The organism is Streptomyces sp. NPDC050388 (genome assembly GCF_040655635.1).
Classification (GTDB): Bacteria; Actinomycetota; Actinomycetes; order Streptomycetales; family Streptomycetaceae; genus Streptomyces.
Map to the genome: position 1 here is coordinate 52,363 of NZ_JBFAKH010000009.1, position 18,183 is coordinate 70,545.

The 18,183-nt window shown below is 72.4% G+C and carries 13 protein-coding genes; 8 read left to right on the forward strand and 5 right to left on the reverse strand.

Annotation, left to right across the window (positions count from 1 at the left end):
• Positions 1-19 precede the first annotated feature (19 nt).
• Together AB0I73_RS07275 and AB0I73_RS07280 are read right to left on the reverse strand one after the other, a co-directional pair.
• Complete coding sequence (locus AB0I73_RS07275; protein WP_363034663.1) at positions 20-2,407, reverse strand: DUF5682 family protein; 2,388 nt, start codon at positions 2,405-2,407, stop codon at positions 20-22.
• Complete coding sequence (locus tag AB0I73_RS07280; RefSeq protein ID WP_363034665.1) at positions 2,404-3,594, reverse strand: AAA family ATPase; 1,191 nt, start codon at positions 3,592-3,594, stop codon at positions 2,404-2,406. The genes AB0I73_RS07275 and AB0I73_RS07280 overlap by 4 nt, the downstream gene beginning before the upstream one ends.
• A 132-nt stretch (positions 3,595-3,726) precedes the next feature.
• On the opposite strand from AB0I73_RS07280, the gene AB0I73_RS07285 reads away from it, so the two are divergent.
• Entirely contained in the window at positions 3,727-5,082 is a 1,356-nt protein-coding gene (locus AB0I73_RS07285) for an SWIM zinc finger family protein (RefSeq protein ID WP_363034667.1), read from the forward strand.
• A gap of 334 nt (positions 5,083-5,416) precedes the next feature.
• Positions 5,417-7,132, forward strand: a complete 1,716-nt coding sequence (locus AB0I73_RS07290; RefSeq protein ID WP_363034669.1) for a DUF5691 domain-containing protein — start codon at positions 5,417-5,419, stop codon at positions 7,130-7,132.
• 168 nt (positions 7,133-7,300) lie between these two features.
• Here the strand turns inward: AB0I73_RS07290 and AB0I73_RS07295 are convergent, their stop codons facing one another.
• Positions 7,301-7,717: a cobalamin B12-binding domain-containing protein gene (locus AB0I73_RS07295; RefSeq protein ID WP_363034671.1), complete on the reverse strand. Its 417-nt coding sequence runs from the start codon at positions 7,715-7,717 to the stop codon at positions 7,301-7,303.
• A 453-nt stretch (positions 7,718-8,170) separates the two neighbouring features.
• On the opposite strand from AB0I73_RS07295, the gene AB0I73_RS07300 reads away from it, so the two are divergent.
• Together AB0I73_RS07300 and AB0I73_RS07305 are read left to right on the forward strand one after the other, a co-directional pair.
• Positions 8,171-9,037 carry an alpha/beta fold hydrolase gene (locus tag AB0I73_RS07300; RefSeq protein WP_363034673.1) on the forward strand — a complete coding sequence of 289 codons (867 nt, stop codon included), beginning with the start codon at positions 8,171-8,173 and terminating at the stop codon, positions 9,035-9,037.
• A 178-nt stretch (positions 9,038-9,215) separates the two neighbouring features.
• Positions 9,216-10,946 (forward strand): peptidoglycan DD-metalloendopeptidase family protein, encoded by a 1,731-nt coding sequence (locus AB0I73_RS07305; protein WP_363034675.1) that lies wholly within the window; start codon positions 9,216-9,218, stop codon positions 10,944-10,946.
• A 69-nt stretch (positions 10,947-11,015) separates the two neighbouring features.
• Here the strand turns inward: AB0I73_RS07305 and pcrA are convergent, their stop codons facing one another.
• Complete coding sequence (pcrA, locus tag AB0I73_RS07310; protein WP_363034677.1) at positions 11,016-13,499, reverse strand: DNA helicase PcrA; 2,484 nt, start codon at positions 13,497-13,499, stop codon at positions 11,016-11,018.
• 356 nt (positions 13,500-13,855) lie between these two features.
• Here pcrA and AB0I73_RS07315 point away from each other — a divergent pair, with 356 nt between their 5' ends.
• On the forward strand, positions 13,856-15,082 hold the full coding sequence (locus tag AB0I73_RS07315) for an NlpC/P60 family protein (protein ID WP_363034679.1): 1,227 nt from the start codon (positions 13,856-13,858) through the stop codon (positions 15,080-15,082).
• Between the two features lie 75 nt (positions 15,083-15,157).
• Complete coding sequence (locus AB0I73_RS07320; protein ID WP_363034681.1) at positions 15,158-16,171, forward strand: tellurite resistance/C4-dicarboxylate transporter family protein; 1,014 nt, start codon at positions 15,158-15,160, stop codon at positions 16,169-16,171.
• Here the strand turns inward: AB0I73_RS07320 and AB0I73_RS07325 are convergent.
• Complete coding sequence (locus AB0I73_RS07325; protein WP_109377742.1) at positions 16,149-16,502, reverse strand: hypothetical protein; 354 nt, start codon at positions 16,500-16,502, stop codon at positions 16,149-16,151. The two genes, AB0I73_RS07320 and AB0I73_RS07325, sit on opposite strands and share 23 nt — an antisense overlap.
• Before the next feature lie 326 nt (positions 16,503-16,828).
• Here AB0I73_RS07325 and AB0I73_RS07330 point away from each other — a divergent pair, with 326 nt between their 5' ends.
• Positions 16,829-17,533 carry an ATP-binding protein gene (locus AB0I73_RS07330; protein WP_363034684.1) on the forward strand — a complete coding sequence of 235 codons (705 nt, stop codon included), beginning with the start codon at positions 16,829-16,831 and terminating at the stop codon, positions 17,531-17,533.
• Entirely contained in the window at positions 17,419-18,021 is a 603-nt protein-coding gene (locus AB0I73_RS07335; protein WP_363034686.1) for a GNAT family N-acetyltransferase, read from the forward strand. The genes AB0I73_RS07330 and AB0I73_RS07335 overlap by 115 nt, the downstream gene beginning before the upstream one ends.
• Positions 18,022-18,183: the final 162 nt, after the last annotated feature.

The window sequence follows — 18,183 nt, forward strand, 5'->3', positions numbered from 1 at the left end:
TCCGGTGGCCGGGTGGCCGTCATCGCGCCGCTCCCACCAAGCCGGCGTCTGTGTCCTCGCTGCCTCCGCCGCCCCCGGCCGCCTCCTCCACTCCCGGTCCCAGCCCCAGCAGCAGCCGCACCACGGGCAGGACCGCGTCCGCCCGGCCGGTGTCGAGGCCGGCCGCGAAGCCGGGTGTCCCACGACCGGCTCTCTCCGCACCGCCCCGCGCTCCCGGCCCACGCCGGACCAGGTCGCCGAGCGTGCGCCGCACCCCGGACTCGTACGCCGAGAAGGTCCGCCGCAGCAGCGGGAGTACGTCCGTGAACGCCTCCGCCGGCACCCCCGTCAGCCATGCGTCGACCAGTCCGAGGAGCCGCTCGTCGTGGACGAGGAGCAGCCCGCCCCCCGAGCCTCCGACGAATCCCTCGATCCACGCCGCCGCGTCCGCCGGGGACGTGCCCGGTGACGACAGCACCAGCCCCATCTGCCGGGCCGTCTCGTTCTGCGCCAGCTCCCCGTCGTCCAGCAGCAGGCGGACGGACCGCCCCCGTACGACACCGGGCACGGTGTCCCGCGTCGCCAGCTTCCGCAGTGCCGACGTCCAGCGGGCGCGCAGGTTCCCGCGGCCCGGCGCGGGAACGTCGCCGAGGAGCCCCACCGCCCCGTGCACGGCGTCGAGATGGCGCCGCATCTCGTCGGCGGCGTCCGCGTCCAGTCCGGCGCAGGCCGGGGGCAGGCCGACCAGGACCCGCTCCGCCAGCCCGGCGGCGACCTCGGCCAGCGCCTCGGTGCCGGTGCCGCGCACATCGCCGTAGCGCAGCGAGCGGACCAGGGCGGGCAGGGCCTGGGCGAGATGACCGACGTCCGTGTCGAGGGCCGCGCGGTCGGCGAGCATCCGCGTCACCGTGGGCAACGCGTCGGGCAGTTCGGCCAGGAGGCAGTGCTCGGCGAGCCCGGTGACGGCGGCGAGGTCCCGCGCCGCGACGGCGTCCGCCTCGGCCCTGGCGGTCGCGGCGGCGAGTACGGTCGTCCCCCATATCCCGGCCTCGGCGACCCGCACGGACAGCTCCGGCTCCCAGCACAGCCGCCATGTCTCCCGGAACGTGCCCGTGCTCCCGTACGAGGCCGCCGGTTCCCCCCAGCCGATGCCGAGCAACCGCAGTCGGTGCAGCAGCCTGCTGCGCTGCCCGTCGGTCTCCTTGCGCAGGTCGAGTTCCAGTTCCCGCTCCGCGGCCTCGGGTTTCAGCCGCAGCCGGCGCTGTGTCCGGGTGAGGTCCCGTTGCAGGGGCACCGCGGGGGCCGTCGCCGGCACCTCCCCGAGCACGTCACCGACGATCAGCCGGTCGTGCACCAGGGCCAGCGGCACGTCGGAGCCCTCGCACATCACCGCCCGCACCGCGTCCGTCGTCTCGCCCGGTCCGGGCAGGGGCCGGCCGCGCACCGCGGCAAGTGTCTCCGCCAGCCGTACCGCCTCGATGACGTGGGCGGAGGACACGATCCGGTCCTCGGCGCGCAGCAGCCCCGCCACCTTCGTCATCCACCGCTCGACCGGCCGGTCCTCCACGCCGAACAGATGCCCGTACCAGCCGGGCGAGTCGATGCCCGCGCCGTATCCGCTGAACCGGGACAGCCTGCGGTTCGTCCACGGCACCCACGTCATGTCCGTCTTGACCTTCGGCAGGCCCCTGAGCAGGGCCCGGTCGGCGGCGACGGTGGCCTTCCGCCGCAACGCGGGCACGTGCCAGGCCCCGCAGACGACGGCCACGCCGCCCCCGAACTCCCGCTGCGCCGCCCGGATCTGGAGCCGCATGTACGCCTCGCGCACGAGATCCCGGTCGTGTCCCCCGCTGCCGTACACCTCCCGCAGCGCCGTCATGGCCTCCTCCAGCGCGGTGAACGGGGCGAGCGCGTCGCCCTCCTCCCCCACTCCGCGGTGCTCGACGACGTCCTCCCACCACCGCTCGGCGTCGTCGTACCCGGCGGCCTCGGCCAGCACCCGGAGCGGATCGATCCGCGCATCGGTCCGCTGCCCGGTGTCCGCCCGCTCCCCGTCATTCGCCTCGCCCCTCCCCCGGGCCAGGGTGTGGGTGGCCGGCAGGTCGATGAAGCGGGCCGGGGCGCCGTGCTCCAGCGCCCAGTGGATCGCGACCCACTCCGGGGAGAACGCGGCGAGCGGCCAGAACGCCGAGCGGCCGGGCTCGTCCACCGCATGGGCGAGCAGGGCGACCGGCGGACGCATGCCGTCGTCCGCGGCGAGCGGAATCAGATCGTTCGCCTCGGGCGGACCCTCGATCAGGACGACTTCCGGACGGGCCTCCTTCAGGGCCGCCCGCACCGCCCGCGCCGACCCCGGTCCGTGGTGCCGTACTCCGAGCAGCAGCGGTCCCGCTCCCCGGCCACCGCCGGGCTGTTCCACCTCGCTCACGCGCCTGCCTCCCTGCAGGCCCGGTAGAAGTCCTTCCAGCCGTCGCGTTCGCGGACGACGGTCTCCAGGTACTCCTGCCAGACGACGCGGTCCGCCGCCGGGTCACGGACGACCGCGCCGAGCACGCCCGCCGCCACGTCCCCGGCCCGCAGCACGCCGTCCCCGAAGTGGGCCGCCAGCGCCAGCCCGCCCGTGACCACGGAGATCGCCTCGGCGGTCGACAGGGTGCCGCTGGGCGACTTCAGCTTCGTCCGGCCGTCGGCGGTGACCCCGCCGCGCAGCTCGCGGAAGACGGTGACGACACGGCGGATCTCGTCGATGCCGTCGGGCGCGGTCGGCAGGTCGAGGGAGCGGCCGATCTGGTCCACCCGGCGCGAGACGATGTCGACCTCCGCCTCGGGGGTCTCGGGCAGCGGCAGCACCACGGTGTTGAACCGGCGGCGCAGGGCGCTGGACAGGTCGTTGACCCCCCGGTCACGGTCGTTGGCGGTGGCGATCAGGTTGAAGCCGCGGACCGCCTGCACCTCCTGGCCCAGTTCCGGTATCGGCAGCGTCTTCTCCGACAGGATCGTGATCAGCGTGTCCTGCACATCGGCCGGGATCCGGGTCAGTTCCTCGACGCGGACCATCGTCCCCTCCGTCATCGCGCGCATGACGGGGCTGGGCACGAGGGCGTCGCGGCTGGGACCGTGGGCGAGCAGCCGGGCGTAGTTCCAGCCGTAGCGGATGGCCTCCTCGGGCGTGCCGGCGGTGCCCTGGACCAGCAGGGTGGAGTCGCCGCTGACCGCCGCGGCCAGGTGCTCGGACACCCAGGTCTTCGCGGTGCCGGGCACGCCGAGCAGAAGCAGGGCGCGGTCGGTGGCCAGGGTGGTGACGGCGACCTCGACGATGCGGCGCGGGCCGACGTACTTCGGTGTGATCACGGTGCCGTCCGGCAGTGTGCCGCCGAGCAGATAGGTGGCGACGGCCCACGGGGACAGCTTCCAGCGGGCCGGCCGCGGACGGTCGTCCTGCGCGGCCAGCGCGGTGAGTTCGGCGGCGAAGGCGTCCTCGGCATGCGCCCGCAGCACCTCGGTCGCGGGCGCGGGCGGGGCGGTCCCCGCGCCCCCGTCCACGAGCGCGGAGTCGTTCCGGCTCGGGTCGACGGGTGTCGGTTCGACAGACGTCGGTTCGACAGACACAGACATGGCGGAGTCCCCCTCCAGCTCGGCCGGTTCGGATCTGGTACCCACCGTGCACCACACCACTGACAATCGCTGTGACCTGGGCAAACGCTCATGCGAGGCCGATTGTCAGTGGGGGGATCTACCTTCGACGACATGACTCAGCAGGGGGTGCGCTGGACCGCGGACCAGGTGCTGGCCTTGGCGCCTGACGTCGCGTCGCGCACAGCGGGAAGCAGACTCGGCGCGGCCGGCCCGTGGTCCGAGGCCGGCAGTTCGGGCGAGGGGGCGGTGTGGGGGCTGTGCGAGGGCAGCGGCAGCAAGCCGTACCGGACGGTGGTCGACATCACGGACGCCTCCGGGCCCGCGTACAAGTGCAGTTGCCCGAGTCGCAAGTTCCCGTGCAAGCACGCCCTGGGCCTGCTGCTGCTCTGGGCGGGCGACGAGGGGGCGGTGCCGCGGGCGGAGGTGCCGGAGTGGGCCGGGCAGTGGATCGCGGGCAGGCGCGGGCGCGCGGAACGGAACGGGACCGCGGCCCCGTCGGGTCCCCCGTCCGGACCCGCCGATCCGGAGGCGGCCCGGCGCAGGGCGGAGCGCCGGGCCGAGCGGGTCACCGCGGGTGCGTCGGAGCTGGAGCAGCGGCTGTCGGATCTGCTCCGCGGCGGACTGGCCGCGGCGGAGCGGTCCGGGTACGGCCTGTGGGAGGAGACGGCGGCCCGCATGGTCGACGCACAGGCGCAGGGACTGGCCACCAGGGTCCGGGAGTTGGGGGCGATTCCGGGCACGGGCCCGGGGTGGCCGGTGCGACTGCTGGAGGAGTGCGCACTGCTCCACCTCCTCGATCAGGGCTGGCTGCTCCGTGATCGGCTGCCGGAGGGGCTGGCCGCGACCGTCCGCTCCCGCATCGGTCTGCCGACCTCGGCGGCCGGCCCGCCGGTGCGGGACCGCTGGTTGGTCCTCGCCCAGTACGACTCGGCGGACGCGCGACTGACGACCCGCCGGATCTGGCTGTACGGCACGGACTCGCGGCGCACCGCGCTGCTCCTCTCCTACGGGGCCGCGGGGCGCGCTCCGGAACTCGCGCTGCCGGTGGGTCTGGCCCTGGACGCGGAGCTGTCCGCCTACCCGGGCACCGGGCAGTCGCGGGCGGCGCTCGGTGAGCGGTTCGCGGCGCCCGCCCCCACGGCCGAGCGGCCCCCCGGGACGACCACGGCCCGGGCCGCCGCCCGTTACGGCGACGCGCTGCGCGACGACCCCTGGCTGGACTCCGTTCCGGTGACCCTGGACCGGGTGATACCCGCCCCGGACGGCGCCTCCTGGCAGCTCGCGGACGCCGACGAGGACGCCGCCCTGCCGCTCACCGCGGCCGCGCGTTCCCGTCCCGGCCTGTGGCGTCTCGTCGCCCTCTCGGGTGGTGCGCCGGTCACGGTCTTCGGCGAGTGCGGCCACCGGGGATTCACCCCGCTGGCGGCCTGGCCGGAGGGACCCGGCGAGGTGGTGCCGCTGTGCTGAGCCGCCCGCACTTCGCCGACCCCGCCCGCCTCCGGCCGTCCGACGGAAAGGAATCTCTTGACATCTACCCCGGCCGAGCAAGGGGGTCCGACCCTCACGGGTCGATCTTTCTGTTTCATCGACAACAGCCGACCCGAATCAACGGCGAGGACCGGTGTACCAGTCATCGGTCTTACGCCGGCTCCACAGACCTGACACCCCGCCGGCCCGGCGATAGGCCCGGTCAGCTTGGTTTTCGTCGACCGGGCATCCCGCACGTATCACCCCGCTCGGGGCCGTGGGTGGCCGGCGGCGGATCGCCCCTGAAGGGCGGGTTCCCCTCGAAGGAGATCAGATGAGCAGGACCTCCGTACCGGCCGCGCCCTCGGCCGCGTCGGCGCCGCACTCGGCGGACCCGTCCCTCCCGGGCGCCTGGGAGGACCTCGTCACCACGGCGCTGCTGGGGACGGACCGGCGTACTCCGGCCGGCGCCGCGCCCGGCCCGGACGCCCCGAAGGCGCTGCTGGACGCGGCGGCCGTGGCGACCGTGCGGCGCCGCGCCGGACTGCGCCCCGCCAAGGCGGCGGGGCGTCCGCGACCGGCGCCCCGGGACCCGCGCCCCGCGCTGCCATCCGCCGCCGCCCGCAGGCTCACGTTGCTGCTCGCCGACCGCCCCGGCACCTCCGGCGGCGGCCGCCGGGGCACGGCACCGGACCTGATGGAGCTGCTGCCCCAGTGGCTGGCGGCGGCGAACGCCCACGGCTTCGCGGCGCCCGCCCCGGCGCTGCCCGCGCTGCTCGACGCCGCGCGGGGGCGCACCGACCTGCGGCCGGCGGTCCTGCGGTTCGCGGGGCCGCGCGCTCTGTGGCTGGCCCGCCTCAACCCGGACTGGCGGTTCGCTCTGCGCTCGACGCCGGGAGGGGGCGTGTCACTGCCGGGGACCATGAACGCCGCGAACCCCGAGGTTCCCGAGGACCCCGAAGCCCCCGAGAACACGGATTCGTCCCTGCGGCTCTGGCAGGAGGGCCTCTTCGCGGAACGGGTCGCCCTGCTCGCCGCCCTCCGTTCCCGTCGGCCCGCCGCCGCACGCGAACTCCTCGCGACGACCTGGGCGACGGAGCGGGCCGAGGACCGGCTGATGTTCCTCGACTCGTTGCGCACCCGGCTCGCCCCGGACGACGAGCCGTTCCTGGAGCTGGCGCTCGCCGACCGCAGCCGCAACGTACGGGCGACGGCCGCCGAGCTGCTGTCGGCGCTGCCCGGTTCGGCCCTCGCGGAGCGTATGGCGGTCCGGGCCGGGGTGTGCGTGGCCGTGGACCACACCCGGGACACGCCCACCCTCGCCGTCGAGGCGCCGCACGAGTGCGACGCGGACATGGAGCGCGACGGGGTGACGGCCAAGGCTCCCGCGGGCCGGGGCGAACGGTCGTGGTGGCTGGGGCAGCTGGTGGAGGCGGCCCCCCTGGGCACCTGGTCGCGACGGCTCGGCGGACGTTCCCCCCGGCAGATCGTGGCCCTCCCCGTGGCGGACGACTGGCGGAGCGAACTGCACGCGGCATGGTGCCGCGCGGCGGTGCGCCAGCGGGACGCGGAGTGGTCGCGGGCACTGCTCGGCGAGCCCGCCGCGGTGGAGGCGGGCGGCCCGGGAGCCGTGTCCCTGGCCGAACGGGCCAAGCTGCTCGGCACGCTGGACGCGGCCGAACGAGCCGAGTGGGTGGCGGGGTTCATCGGGACACACGGGCTGCCGGACGCGTTCCAGCTGCTCGGCGTGTGCGCGGTGCCGTGGGCACCGCCGCTCGGCCGGGCCGTGGTGGACGCACTCGACATCGCCCGGGACGCGGGGAGTTATCCCTGGAGTTTCAGCGGTGTCATGGGCCTGGCCGAGCGCTGCCTCGACCCCTCGGAGGCAGGCCACCTCGATGCGCTCCTGGCCGTACCGGACGAGCCGGAGGACGCCTCGCCGGGCTCCGGTGGTTACTGGTCGGAGGCGTTCCAGCGACTGGTCACCACGCTGCGGCTGCGCGCCGCGATGCTGGCGGAGCTGACCCCGGCGCCACCCGGCCACCCCTGACTCCCCGGCCCCCACCACGGCCCCCGCGCACCGCCCTCGCGGATGAATCCAGGGACGCCCGCACCGATCGCGGCCGGTCCGGCCGCGTGGTCTGCCTCGGAGCCGGAAACCGCACCGTCGGTTCCGAGCCGGGTCCGCGCGGTCGACGGGGACCGCCCGAGCCGGGGTCTACGCCTCCGCGGGATGCCGCACGGTCGCGCGCACCCAGTCCACGATCGACGCCGTCGTCGCACCCGGGGTGAAGATCTCCGCGACGCCCTTCTCCTTCAGCGGAGCGATGTCCGCTTCGGGGATGATCCCCCCGCCGAAGACCAGGATGTCCGCCGCGTCCCGCTCCTTGAGCAGGTCGATCACCGCAGCGAAGAGCGTGTTGTGCGCGCCGGAGAGGATGGACAGACCGATCGCGTCGGCGTCCTCCTGGATCGCGGTGTCGACGACCTGCTCGGGAGTCTGGTGGAGCCCGGTGTAGATGACTTCCATACCGGCGTCGCGCAGGGCCCGCGCGATCACCTTGGCCCCACGATCGTGGCCGTCGAGCCCCGGCTTGGCCACCACCACGCGGATCGGACCGGCTGCCACACCCATTACTGCCTCCTAAAGCGACTACATCCATCCGTACCGAGAAATACCGCACATACAAGTCATGCCGCACCCGTCACGTGCCGCACGCCTCCGCCGCCCACCGAATGCGCCGTCAAGGCACGGACACCCCGGTCCGCACCGGGACGGAGAAGTGAACGAACGTGATCCCCAGCATCCCGCAACCGGCAGTTTCACGGTGCGGACCGAGGGGGAAATCACACAGAGGGACATGTTCACCGCGCACCGTCCCGGTGCCTCACGAGTCGGGCACCGCTGCCCGTGCGACACACGGACAACAGTGGGAACATGCATATAAGGGATTCGTAACGAGGTCGTCCCACCGCCGCGACCAGCCAAAGCTCCTGACGGGCGCGGCGTCGACCGCTTTTCGTAGCGAACCCCATGAGGGCACATGGGGGACAGAGCTGTCCTTCGCGTGCCGACAGGAGGTCGGCCATGAAGGTCACGGAGGCAGTACTCCCCTTTCTGCCGCTCTGCCGGCGCCTGGTGCCGAGCCGGCTGGCAGGTCTCTCCACCGCCCTGCTGAAGGCCACCGCCCTGGAGCTCGCCATCCTGGTGGGTCACATGCTCCTCTATCCCGCCGGCATCGTGCAGGAGCGGCGGGACACGATGCCTGAGCTCCCCCCGCCGGACGGCACCGCGAAGCTGCCGACGGAGTGCCGGCCCCCGGTCGTGCTGCTGCACGGCTTCATCGACAACCGCTCGGTGTTCCTGCTGCTGCGCCGCAGTCTCGCCCAGCACGGCAGGCAACAGGTCGAGTCGCTCAACTACTCTCCGCTGACCTGCGACATCCGCGTCGCAGCCGAACTACTGGGCCGGCACATAGAAGAAGTGTGCGAGCGCACCGGCAGCAGCCGCGTCGACATCGTCGGACACAGCCTCGGAGGGCTGATAGCGCGGTACTACGCGCAGCGCCTGGGCGGTGACGCCCGCGTACGGACCCTCGTCACGCTCGGTACCCCGCATTCCGGCACGCGCGTCGCACCGCTGGCCAACGCGCACCCCATCGTGCGCCAGATGCGTCCCGGTTCACCGGTGGTCGAGGAACTCGCCCGCCCCGCACCCGGCTGCCGCACCCGCTTCGTCGCCTTCTGGAGCGACCTCGACCACATCATGGACCCGCTGGAATCGGCCTGCATCCAGCACCGGGACCTGGTCGCGCAGAACGTGCGGGTGGGCGGCGTGGGCCACCTCGCCCTGCCCGTGCACCCCGCCGTGGCGACCGGCATACGGGAGGCCCTCGATGCGGCGCACCCCGGAGAGCCGTCCACCGGCCATGCGGGCGGCCTGACGGTGGCGTGACGGGAGGCGGCGACACGCCCGAAGCGCATGCCCCTCGACATTCACGACGACAGCACTTCCCCACCCGAACAACAGCCGCTCCGCCCGGGCGACTTGGCGACGTGAACGCATACAGATCTCGAACGGATTTCGAACACAAAGCCAAGACCGTGAATACCCGCCGCCAAAACGCAACCGAATGCCCGTTTCCTGCGCGCGCGAAACCTACGGAAGATTGTCGCGCCCGCGTACCGCCGGGTACAGTCGCCGCACTGCTCTGCCAGCCCCTGTTGTCGAGGCGAAAGAGAAGTTGGTGAACGACCGTCACCCGTCGGGGACAATGGCCCCGCCCCCGGCTTCCGACGCCGTCTCGGCGCACTACGCGTCCTACGGCACCCAGGAAGCCCCGTACGGAGACTTCACCACGTACAGCGGCTACGACACCAACGGTTTCGACTCCACGGGTTTCGGAACCGACGTTCCGGCCCCCGCGGCCTTCACCACCGACCCCCTCTTCGGCAACCCCTCGGGAAGCGGTCACGACCCGGCTTCGTACGCCACCGGGGACTGGTCCGCGGGCGGCCACGACACCGCTCACTACGACGCGTACCCGGCTCAGCAGCAGGCCACCTACGACACGGGCGGCTACGACGCGACCGCCTGGACCACCGGGCAGCAGCAGACGCCGACGGTCCCGCCGCAGGCCACGGCACCCGACGCGAGCGGCCAGTGGGACGCCGGTGCCTGGCTCCAGCCCGACCAGGCCCAGAGCACCACCGACCCGACCCAGCAGTGGCACTGGGGCACCCAGACCTTCGACACCGGCGCCTACGACGCCACGCAGTGGAACTCCGACGGCAGTACGGCCGCACAGGTCACGGCCACACAGGTCTCCGAGTCCTACGAGACCCCCTCCTACGAGCATCAGGCCGTACCGTTCGACCAGCAGGCCACCGCCACGTTCGAGCGACACCCGGACCTGCGGTCCTCCGCCGCCGACCCCTCCCCGGGCTTCGATTCCCAGGAATCCGATCAGGAGCTCCACGAGGCCGGCTACGAGGTCTCCTACGAGCCCGCGCACGACACACCGGACGACGCCGGTGAGCCGCCCACGACGGCCCCGCTGCTCGACGAGCAGGAGGAGTCCACCCCGTTGCCCGCGCCGCGCGCGGCGTCACACGGCGGGTCCCGTTCCCGCCGCCGCACGCCCGCCAAGCGCTCCGCGCTGCTGACGGTGGCCGTGCCCTCGGCGTGTGTGATGGGTGTCGCCGGTATCGCGGCGGCCTCGGTCGGCGATCTGGCCGAGGACGGCGGCGGCCCGGAGACCAGGACGACCGCGGCGGACCCGCCGCCGGTGCAGCCCGCCACCGTCAACAACGAACTCAACACCCAGCTCGAGAGCCTCTCCGCCGGGGCCAACGACTTCGCCGACCGGGCCAGCCGCACCCAGGAACGCATCGACCTGAAGGCCCAGCAGGAGGCCGACCGCAAGGCGGCGGCGGAGGAGGCGGCCCGCAAGGAGCGGCTGCGCCCGAAGTTCGCGCTTCCCGTCGCGCAGCACGGCCTCAGCGCCTACTACGGCCAGTCCGGCATCAACTGGATGTCCGTGCACAGCGGAATCGACTTCCCCGTCTCGTACGGCGCGACGGTGATGGCCGCGACCGACGGCACGGTCCGCACCCAGTACAACAGCGCCTACGGCAACATGATGATCGTGACCGCGATGGACGGCACGGAGACGTGGTACTGCCACCTCTCCAGCTACCAGGTCCCCTCCGGCACGGCGGTGAAGGCCGGCCAGCCGATCGCGTTCTCCGGGAACTCGGGCAACTCCACCGGTCCGCACCTCCACTTCGAGGTCCGTCCGAGCGGCGGCTCGGCGATCGACCCGCTGGCGTGGTTCCGCAGCCACGGCCTCGACCCGACGTAGACCACCCCCGCCGCCCGGCGACAGCGGGGCTCACGCCCGGCTCGGGTGCCGGGCGCTCCCGGCACCCGGCTACAGCTTCTCGACCGGCGCGTACCGCAGCAGCAGTCGCTTCGGCTTGGTGTCCCCGAAGTCGATCGTCGCCTCGGCGTTGCCCCCCGTGCCCTTCACCGCGACGACGGTGCCGAGCCCGAACTGGTCGTGCGTGACACGGTCTCCGACCGCCAGCGACACCACCGGCTTCTCGGCGGCCCGGCGCGTGGCGAAGCCGGACGCACCCGACGCCGCCGAGCGGGAACGGGACGACGACAGCGAGGCCGCCACCCCGGACACCGGTCCGGAGGGCACCGGGGAACTCGCACCCGTCCGCTTCCACTCCAGATGGGCGGCCGGGATCTCCTCCAGGAAACGCGACGGCGGGTTGTACGAGGGCTGCCCCCAGGCGCTGCGCAGCGTCGACCGGGTGAGGTACAGCCGCTCACGCGCGCGCGTGATGCCGACGTACGCCAGGCGCCGCTCCTCCTCCAGCTCCTTGGTCTGGCCGAGGGCGCGCATGTGCGGGAAGACGCCGTCCTCCATGCCGGTCAGGAAGACGACGGGGAACTCCAGGCCCTTGGCGGTGTGCAGGGTCATCAGGGTGATGACGCCGGAGCCGTCCTCGTCCTCGTCGGGGATCTGGTCGGAGTCGGCGACCAGGGCGACCTGCTCCAGGAAGTCGGACAGCGCGACCGACTCGCCCTCGCCGCGCTCCTGCTCGAACTCCAGGGCTACGGCGGCGAGTTCCTGGAGGTTCTCGATCCGGGTCTCGTCCTGCGGGTCGGTGGATGCCTGCAACTCGGCGAGGTAGCCGGTGCGTTCGAGGACCGCCTCCAGGACCGTCGCCGGGCCCGCGCCGGACTCGACGATCGTACGGAGGTCCTCCATCAGCGTGTTGAACCGCTTCACCGCGTTGGCGGAGCGCGCGGCCATGCCGTACGCCTCGTCGACGCGCTTCAGCGCCTGCGGGAAACTGATCTTCTCGCGCTGGGAGAGCGCGTCGATCATGGCCTCCGCGCGGTCGCCGATGCCCCGCTTGGGGACGTTGAGGATGCGGCGCAGCGGCACCGAGTCCTCGGGGTTGGCGAGCACCCGCAGGTAGGCCAGGACGTCCCGGACCTCCTTGCGCTCGTAGAAGCGGACGCCTCCGACGACCTTGTAGGGCAGGCCGACCCGGATGAAGATCTCTTCGAAGACACGGGACTGGGCGTTGGTGCGGTAGAAGACGGCGACGTCCCCGGCCTTGGCCTCGCCCGCGTCCGTGAGGCGGTCTATCTCGTCGGAGACGAACTGGGCCTCGTCGTGCTCGGTGTCGGCGACGTATCCGGTGATCTGCGCGCCGGTGCCCGCGTTGGTCCACAGGTTCTTGGGGCGGCGGGACTCGTTGCGCTCGATGACGGCGTTGGCGGCGCTGAGGATCGTCTGCGTGGAGCGGTAGTTCTGCTCGAGCAGGATCGTCGTCGCGTTCGGGTAGTCCTCCTCGAACTGGAGGATGTTGCGGATCGTCGCACCACGGAAGGCGTAGATCGACTGGTCGGCGTCGCCCACCACGCACAGTTCGGCGGGCGGCAGCTCGTGCGCGCCCGGCTGTCCGTCGACGGGGGGCTCGGAGGTGCCGACCAACTCGCGCACGAGTGCGTACTGGGCGTGGTTGGTGTCCTGGTACTCGTCCACGAGGACGTGCCGGAAACGGCGGCGGTAGTGCTCGGCGACGTCCGGGAAGGCGCGCAGCAGGTTGACCGTCGTCATGATCAGGTCGTCGAAGTCGAGCGCGTTGGCCTCGCGCAGCCGCGACTGGTAGAGCGCGTAGGCCTGGGCGAGCGTCTTCTCGAAGCCGTCGGCCGCCTGCGCGGCGAAGTCCTCCTCGTCGATCAGCTCGTTCTTCAGATTGCTGATCTTGGCGCTGAAGGACTTGGGCGGATAACGCTTCGGGTCGAGGTCCAGGTCACGGCAGACCAGGGCCATCAGGCGCTTGGAGTCGGCCGCGTCGTAGATGGAGAACGACGACGTGAAGCCGAGCTTCTTGCTCTCGCGGCGCAGGATGCGCACACAGGCACTGTGGAACGTCATGACCCACATCGCGTGCGCGCGCGGGCCTACGAGCTGCTCGACCCGCTCCTTCATCTCACCGGCGGCCTTGTTGGTGAAGGTGATCGCGAGGATCTGGCCCGGGTGGACGCTCCGCGCGGCGAGCAGGTGCGCGATGCGGTGCGTGAGCACCCGGGTCTTGCCGGAGCCGGCGCCGGCCACGATGAGCAGCGGGGAGCCGGAGTGCGTGACGGCGGCGCGCTGGTTGTCGTTCAGTCCTTCCAGGAGGGCGGCGGGGTCCAGCACCGGGCGCGGGGCACCGTCGCGGTAGTGGGTGTCCCGGTCCGGCGGCACGTCGAACTTCCCGCCGAACAGATCGGCCGGAACCTCCTCCGGCACATGATCGTCCTCGGGCGGCGGCGGGGGCTCCTCCGCGGGGCCCCGCTGGGCCTGGAGGTCCGCCAGGAAGCTGTCGTCAAAGAGGCTGCTCATCGCTCTCCGAGTCTAGGCCGCCCCACAGACAAGCCGTGGCCACCCCGAGAACATCGCCCCCGCACCGCACCCCCACCCTCCAGCACCGCGACCTCACCCTGCGTGACGTGACGAAGAAGGTCACGAAAACGTATCGGGCATATCACCCATCAACCTTCACACGAGCCACATGAGTTGGCTACCGTTCGGGCGGGCCGCGCGTCCCCCACCGGCGAACCCCGCCGGGCCGAGCGGCCTCCGCCGAGTCCGTCACCGCCGTCGCGGCAGCCGGTCCCAGGCCCTCCCCGGAGCGATGACGGCCCGGAAGTCCCCCTGCCGCCGCCCCGCAGGCGGAACGTTGGAAGGAGTCGCCTCCCTTGGCGTCGCACCGCAAGTCGCGCACCCCCGGTACGCGCGTGGCCGGCAAACGGACCCCCGCCCTCGCCACGGCGGCCCTGACCTCCGTCGCCCTGCTGTCCCAGACCGCCGAGGCCGCTCCCTCGGACGACGGCCGGCCGAGTCTGGAGGAGGTCGAGAAGAAGGTCGACGACCTGTACCGCCAGGCGGAGTCGGCGACCGAGAAGTACAACGCGGCCAAGGAGAGGACCACCAAGCAGCGCAAGCGCGTCGACACCCTCCTCGACGACGTGGCCCAGCGCACCCAGACGCTCAACGAGGCGCGGGAGAAACTGGGCTCCTTCGCCGCCGCCCAGTACCGGACCGGCGCGGGCGTCCCGGACACGGCGACCTTCCTGCTCGCGGACTCCCCGCAGGACTTCTTCGACCAGAACCAGCTGATGGACCGGATGACCGACCGCCAGAAGGAAGCGGTCGACGACTACGTCACCAAGCAGTCCGAGACGATGGAGAAGCGGCAGGAGGCCACCGAGAGCCTCGAGGCGCTCACCGAGTCGCAGAACGACCTGAAGGCCGCGAAGGCCACCGTCCAGAAGAAGCTCAGCACCGCGCGCGAGCTGCTGTCGAAGCTGGACGCCGAGGAGAAGGCGCGGCTCGCGGCGGCCGAGGAGAAGAAGCAGGAAGAGGCCGCCCGCAAGGCCGCCGAGCTCGCCCGGCAGCAGGCGGAACAGCAGAAGGCCGAGCAGGAGGCCCAGCAGGAGAGCGGCGCGTCCGACGCCTCCGGCACGGCCGGCGCATCCGGCTCCTCCGGCTCGACGACCGCGCCGTCGACCCCGCCGTCGACGTCGCCGTCGACGTCGCCGTCACCCCCGACGGACTCCTCGTACGCCGCCAAGGCAGAGAAGGCCATCGCCTTCGCCCGCGCGCAGATCGGCAAGCCCTACGTCTGGGGCGCCACCGGTCCCGGCTCCTACGACTGCTCCGGCCTCACCCAGGCCGCCTGGAAGGCCGCCGGCGTCACCCTCCCCCGCACCACCTACGACCAGGTCGACGCCGGAACCACGGTTCCGCTGTCCCAGGCCCAGCCCGGCGACCTCGTCTTCTTCTACGACGACATCACTCATGTGGGCGTCTACGTCGGCAACGGCATGATGATCCACGCGCCGAAGCCCGGCACCTACGTCCGCGAGGAATCGGTCTTCTACGACGGCGAGTCGTCGATCCACAGCGTGGTCCGCCCGGCCTGACCCGGGCTTCGACCCGCGGTCCGCCCCACGGCCCGGCGCGCCTTCGCGCGCGGCGGGTTCTTCTAACATCGCCCCATGCCCGCCCCTACCCCCCCTCCTTCCCCCTCCCGCGCCTGGTGGGCGCAGCGTTCCCCGGCGGCCGGTTCCGCCGTGATGGCGACCGGCATCGTGTCCGTGGCCCTGCAGCTGGCGGGGTGGGAGACCCTCTCCCTGGTCTTCCTCGTGCTCGCCTGCGCCGCCTGGCTGGGGCTGGCGGCGCAGTTCGTCCTGCGGTTGCTGCGGGAACGGGAGCGGTGGGTGTCGGAGGCGGAGACCCCGGGTTCGCTCACCGCGGTCGCCGCGACGACCGTGCTCGGCACGCGGGTGTCCGCCCTTGGTTACGACGCCCTGGCCGGGGCGCTGCTCGCGCTGGCCACCGTGCTCTGGCCGACGCTGCTCGTCCTCGTCGTACGGCACTGGCGGCCGCGCATGCCCGGCTCCGTGTTCCTGGCCTGCGTGGCCACGCAGGGGCTCGCCGTACTGGGCGCCACGCTCGCCGCGGCCGAGTCGGCAGCCTGGCTCGCGCGGGTGGCACTGGTGCTGTTCTGGTTCGGGCTGGTGCTCTACGGGCTCGCCCTGTTCCGCTTCGACCCGCGGCAGGTGCTCGAGGGGGCCGGGGACCACTGGGTCGCGGGCGGTGCCATCGCCATCTCGTCGCTCGCCGGGGTCAAGCTGCTCACCGCCGACAGCGCCCGGCTGTACCTGTGGAACGACGACGACCGCGGTGTCCTGTACCTGACGACCGTCACCCTGCTGGTGCTCGACCTGGCCTGGTACGCGGTGCTGCTGGCCGCCGAAGCCGTCCGGCCGCGGCCGGCCTACGACACACGGCGCTGGGCGACCGTGTTCCCCCTCGGCATGGCGGCGGCGGCGACGCTCTCCGCGTCCGCCGCCCTCGGTGTCCCCTGGCTCGAGGGCCTGGGGCGGGTACTGCTGTGGGTCGCGGTGGCCGTCTGGCTGGCGGTCGCCGTCGGCGCGGCGGCCTCCGCACGGACCACGATCACGTCCGGCCCCCTGTCGGCCTTTGTCAGGTCCAGAGCACGGCGATGAAGATGTTCGCCGTGGTCAGCAACCCGACCAGCCCGAACAGGCCCTTGTCCACCTTCTCGTCGTCCCGCTTCACGTAGACCAGGCCGAGGATCACGATCAACAGGGCCAGCTTGACGCCGATCTTGATGTGGTCGACGGAGTGGTTCTGCGCCTCGTTGAGCCCGACCAGGACCACACCGGTGACCAGCATCGTCAGCGCGCCGTGCAGCATCGCGGGCACGAAGCGGGCGGTTCCCTGGCCCATGGCCTTCATCTGGGTGAGGAACCCGCCGAGCAGCGACGCGATGCCGATGATGTGCAGTCCGACAAATATGTGGATGAGTACGTCCATGAGCCGGAGCCTAACCAGCCCCCACCCCACGCCCGACACCGGCCCGACGCGACGGCTACGGCTGTGGGGCTGTGGGGCTGTGGGGCTGTGGCCTGACGGAACACGGCCAAGGGAGGAATGGGCGGCGGGTTGAACCCCACCACTCATTCCTCACCGCCAGGCCACGGGCGGCTGGGAGTTCACTTCGGTCGACACACGCACCTCCGCCGGGTCCACGGTGGGGACAACCGCGTGCTGTACCCACGTCGCTCCTCGCGAGGCTGTGCGCGGGCCGAGACCGTGATCCCACGAAACGTCAGAAGTTCGACGCAAGGGATGAACCGCGCATGCAGAGCCCACGACTTCCGCTGCCGACGACCGCCCCGAGGGACATCGAGTGGCGCCTGCCGCAGGACGTGACGGACACGGCGGAACTCCTCCTCAGCGAGCTGATGACCAACGCCCACCGCCATGCGAAGGTCCCGGCCGGCCGCGAGATCCGGGCCCGCTGCGAACTCACGGACAATCGCCTCCGCATCACGGTGACCGACGCCGACGAGACGCTGCCGACCCCGGCCACGGCCTGCCCGGACGACGAGTCCGACCGAGGCCTCACCTTGGTGGAAACGCTGGCGGACGACTGGGATGCGGAGCTACGCGAATCCGGCGTCGGCAAGACGGTCTGGTTCGAGGTGGCACTCACGCGTCGTCGCACAGTGCCCGTACGTCCGCCATACGAAAACGCAGCAGCATGCAGCCCTCCTCCCTCCGGCCCCAGCGTGATCCGTCGCAGCGAAGGCCGAGCGCCCGAGCCGCGTGAGACCGGACGGCACCGGGTCCCCGGTGCCGTCCTCGCCTCGTACGCGGCGCCCGCTGCGTGCCTCACCGCCCGACCTCCGACCAGGAATTCACCTGCCGTCAAGATCGTTCAATCGGCATGCCACAGCACCAGGACGCCCCTGACGTACGTCCCCTCACCGATGCCGACGTCCCCATCGCGGTCGACACCCTCACCCGGGCCTTCGTCGACTATCCCTTCACCCGGCACGTGATCGCCGCAGACAGCCACGAGGCCCGGATCCGGCGCTTCCAAGAACTCTGCCTGACCCGCATCGGGATGGTGTACGGCCGCGTGTGGGTTGCCGACGCGGGCCGCGCCGTCGCTGTCTGGGCCACTCCTGACCAGGACCCCTCGCCCGCCTTCGCCGAGATCGGCCCACTGCTCGGCGATCTCACCGGTGACCGGACGGCCGCCTACGAGTCCGCAGAGCAGGCCGTCGCTCCGCATCGACCGCAGGAGCCGACGTGGTTCCTCAGCACGGTGGGAGTCGCCCCCGGAACCCAGGGGCGGGGCCTCGGTACCGCGGTGCTGACCCCCGGCATCGAGGCAGCCGAACGCGCCGAGTGCCCGGCGTTCCTGGAAACTTCCAGCGAGAGGAACGTGACGTTCTACGAGCGCCTCGGTTTCAAGGTCACAGCCGAGGTCCTGCTCCCCGGCTCCGGCCCCCGCACGTGGTGCATGCGCAGGGATCCGCGGTAGGGCTCCGGGGCCCGCAACGCGGGAGAACCCGGAGCCTGGACATCAGGTTCACCGGCGTGCACAGCGCTCGCCATGTGCGGTGCGATCACGTCACCCTGTTCCGCCCATCCGGTCTCGACCCGCTCGGCGCTCAGCCTTCAACGGGATTCGCTCAGCCTTCGC

Bases quoted from the DNA above. Each gene is read 5' to 3' on its own strand.
- AB0I73_RS07280 (WP_363034665.1), bottom strand. From the start codon at position 3,594: ATGTCTGTGTCTGTCGAACCGACGTCTGTCGAACCGACACCCGTCGAC.
- AB0I73_RS07285 (WP_363034667.1), top strand. From the start codon at position 3,727: ATGACTCAGCAGGGGGTGCGCTGGACCGCGGACCAGGTGCTGGCCTTG.
- AB0I73_RS07290 (WP_363034669.1), top strand. From the start codon at position 5,417: ATGAGCAGGACCTCCGTACCGGCCGCGCCCTCGGCCGCGTCGGCGCCG.
- AB0I73_RS07295 (WP_363034671.1), bottom strand. From the start codon at position 7,717: ATGGGTGTGGCAGCCGGTCCGATCCGCGTGGTGGTGGCCAAGCCGGGG.
- AB0I73_RS07300 (WP_363034673.1), top strand. From the start codon at position 8,171: ATGAAGGTCACGGAGGCAGTACTCCCCTTTCTGCCGCTCTGCCGGCGC.
- AB0I73_RS07305 (WP_363034675.1), top strand. From the start codon at position 9,216: ATGCCCGTTTCCTGCGCGCGCGAAACCTACGGAAGATTGTCGCGCCCG.
- pcrA (WP_363034677.1), bottom strand. From the start codon at position 13,499: ATGAGCAGCCTCTTTGACGACAGCTTCCTGGCGGACCTCCAGGCCCAG.
- AB0I73_RS07320 (WP_363034681.1), top strand. From the start codon at position 15,158: ATGCCCGCCCCTACCCCCCCTCCTTCCCCCTCCCGCGCCTGGTGGGCG.
- AB0I73_RS07325 (WP_109377742.1), bottom strand. From the start codon at position 16,502: ATGGACGTACTCATCCACATATTTGTCGGACTGCACATCATCGGCATC.
- AB0I73_RS07330 (WP_363034684.1), top strand. From the start codon at position 16,829: ATGCAGAGCCCACGACTTCCGCTGCCGACGACCGCCCCGAGGGACATC.
- AB0I73_RS07335 (WP_363034686.1), top strand. From the start codon at position 17,419: ATGCCACAGCACCAGGACGCCCCTGACGTACGTCCCCTCACCGATGCC.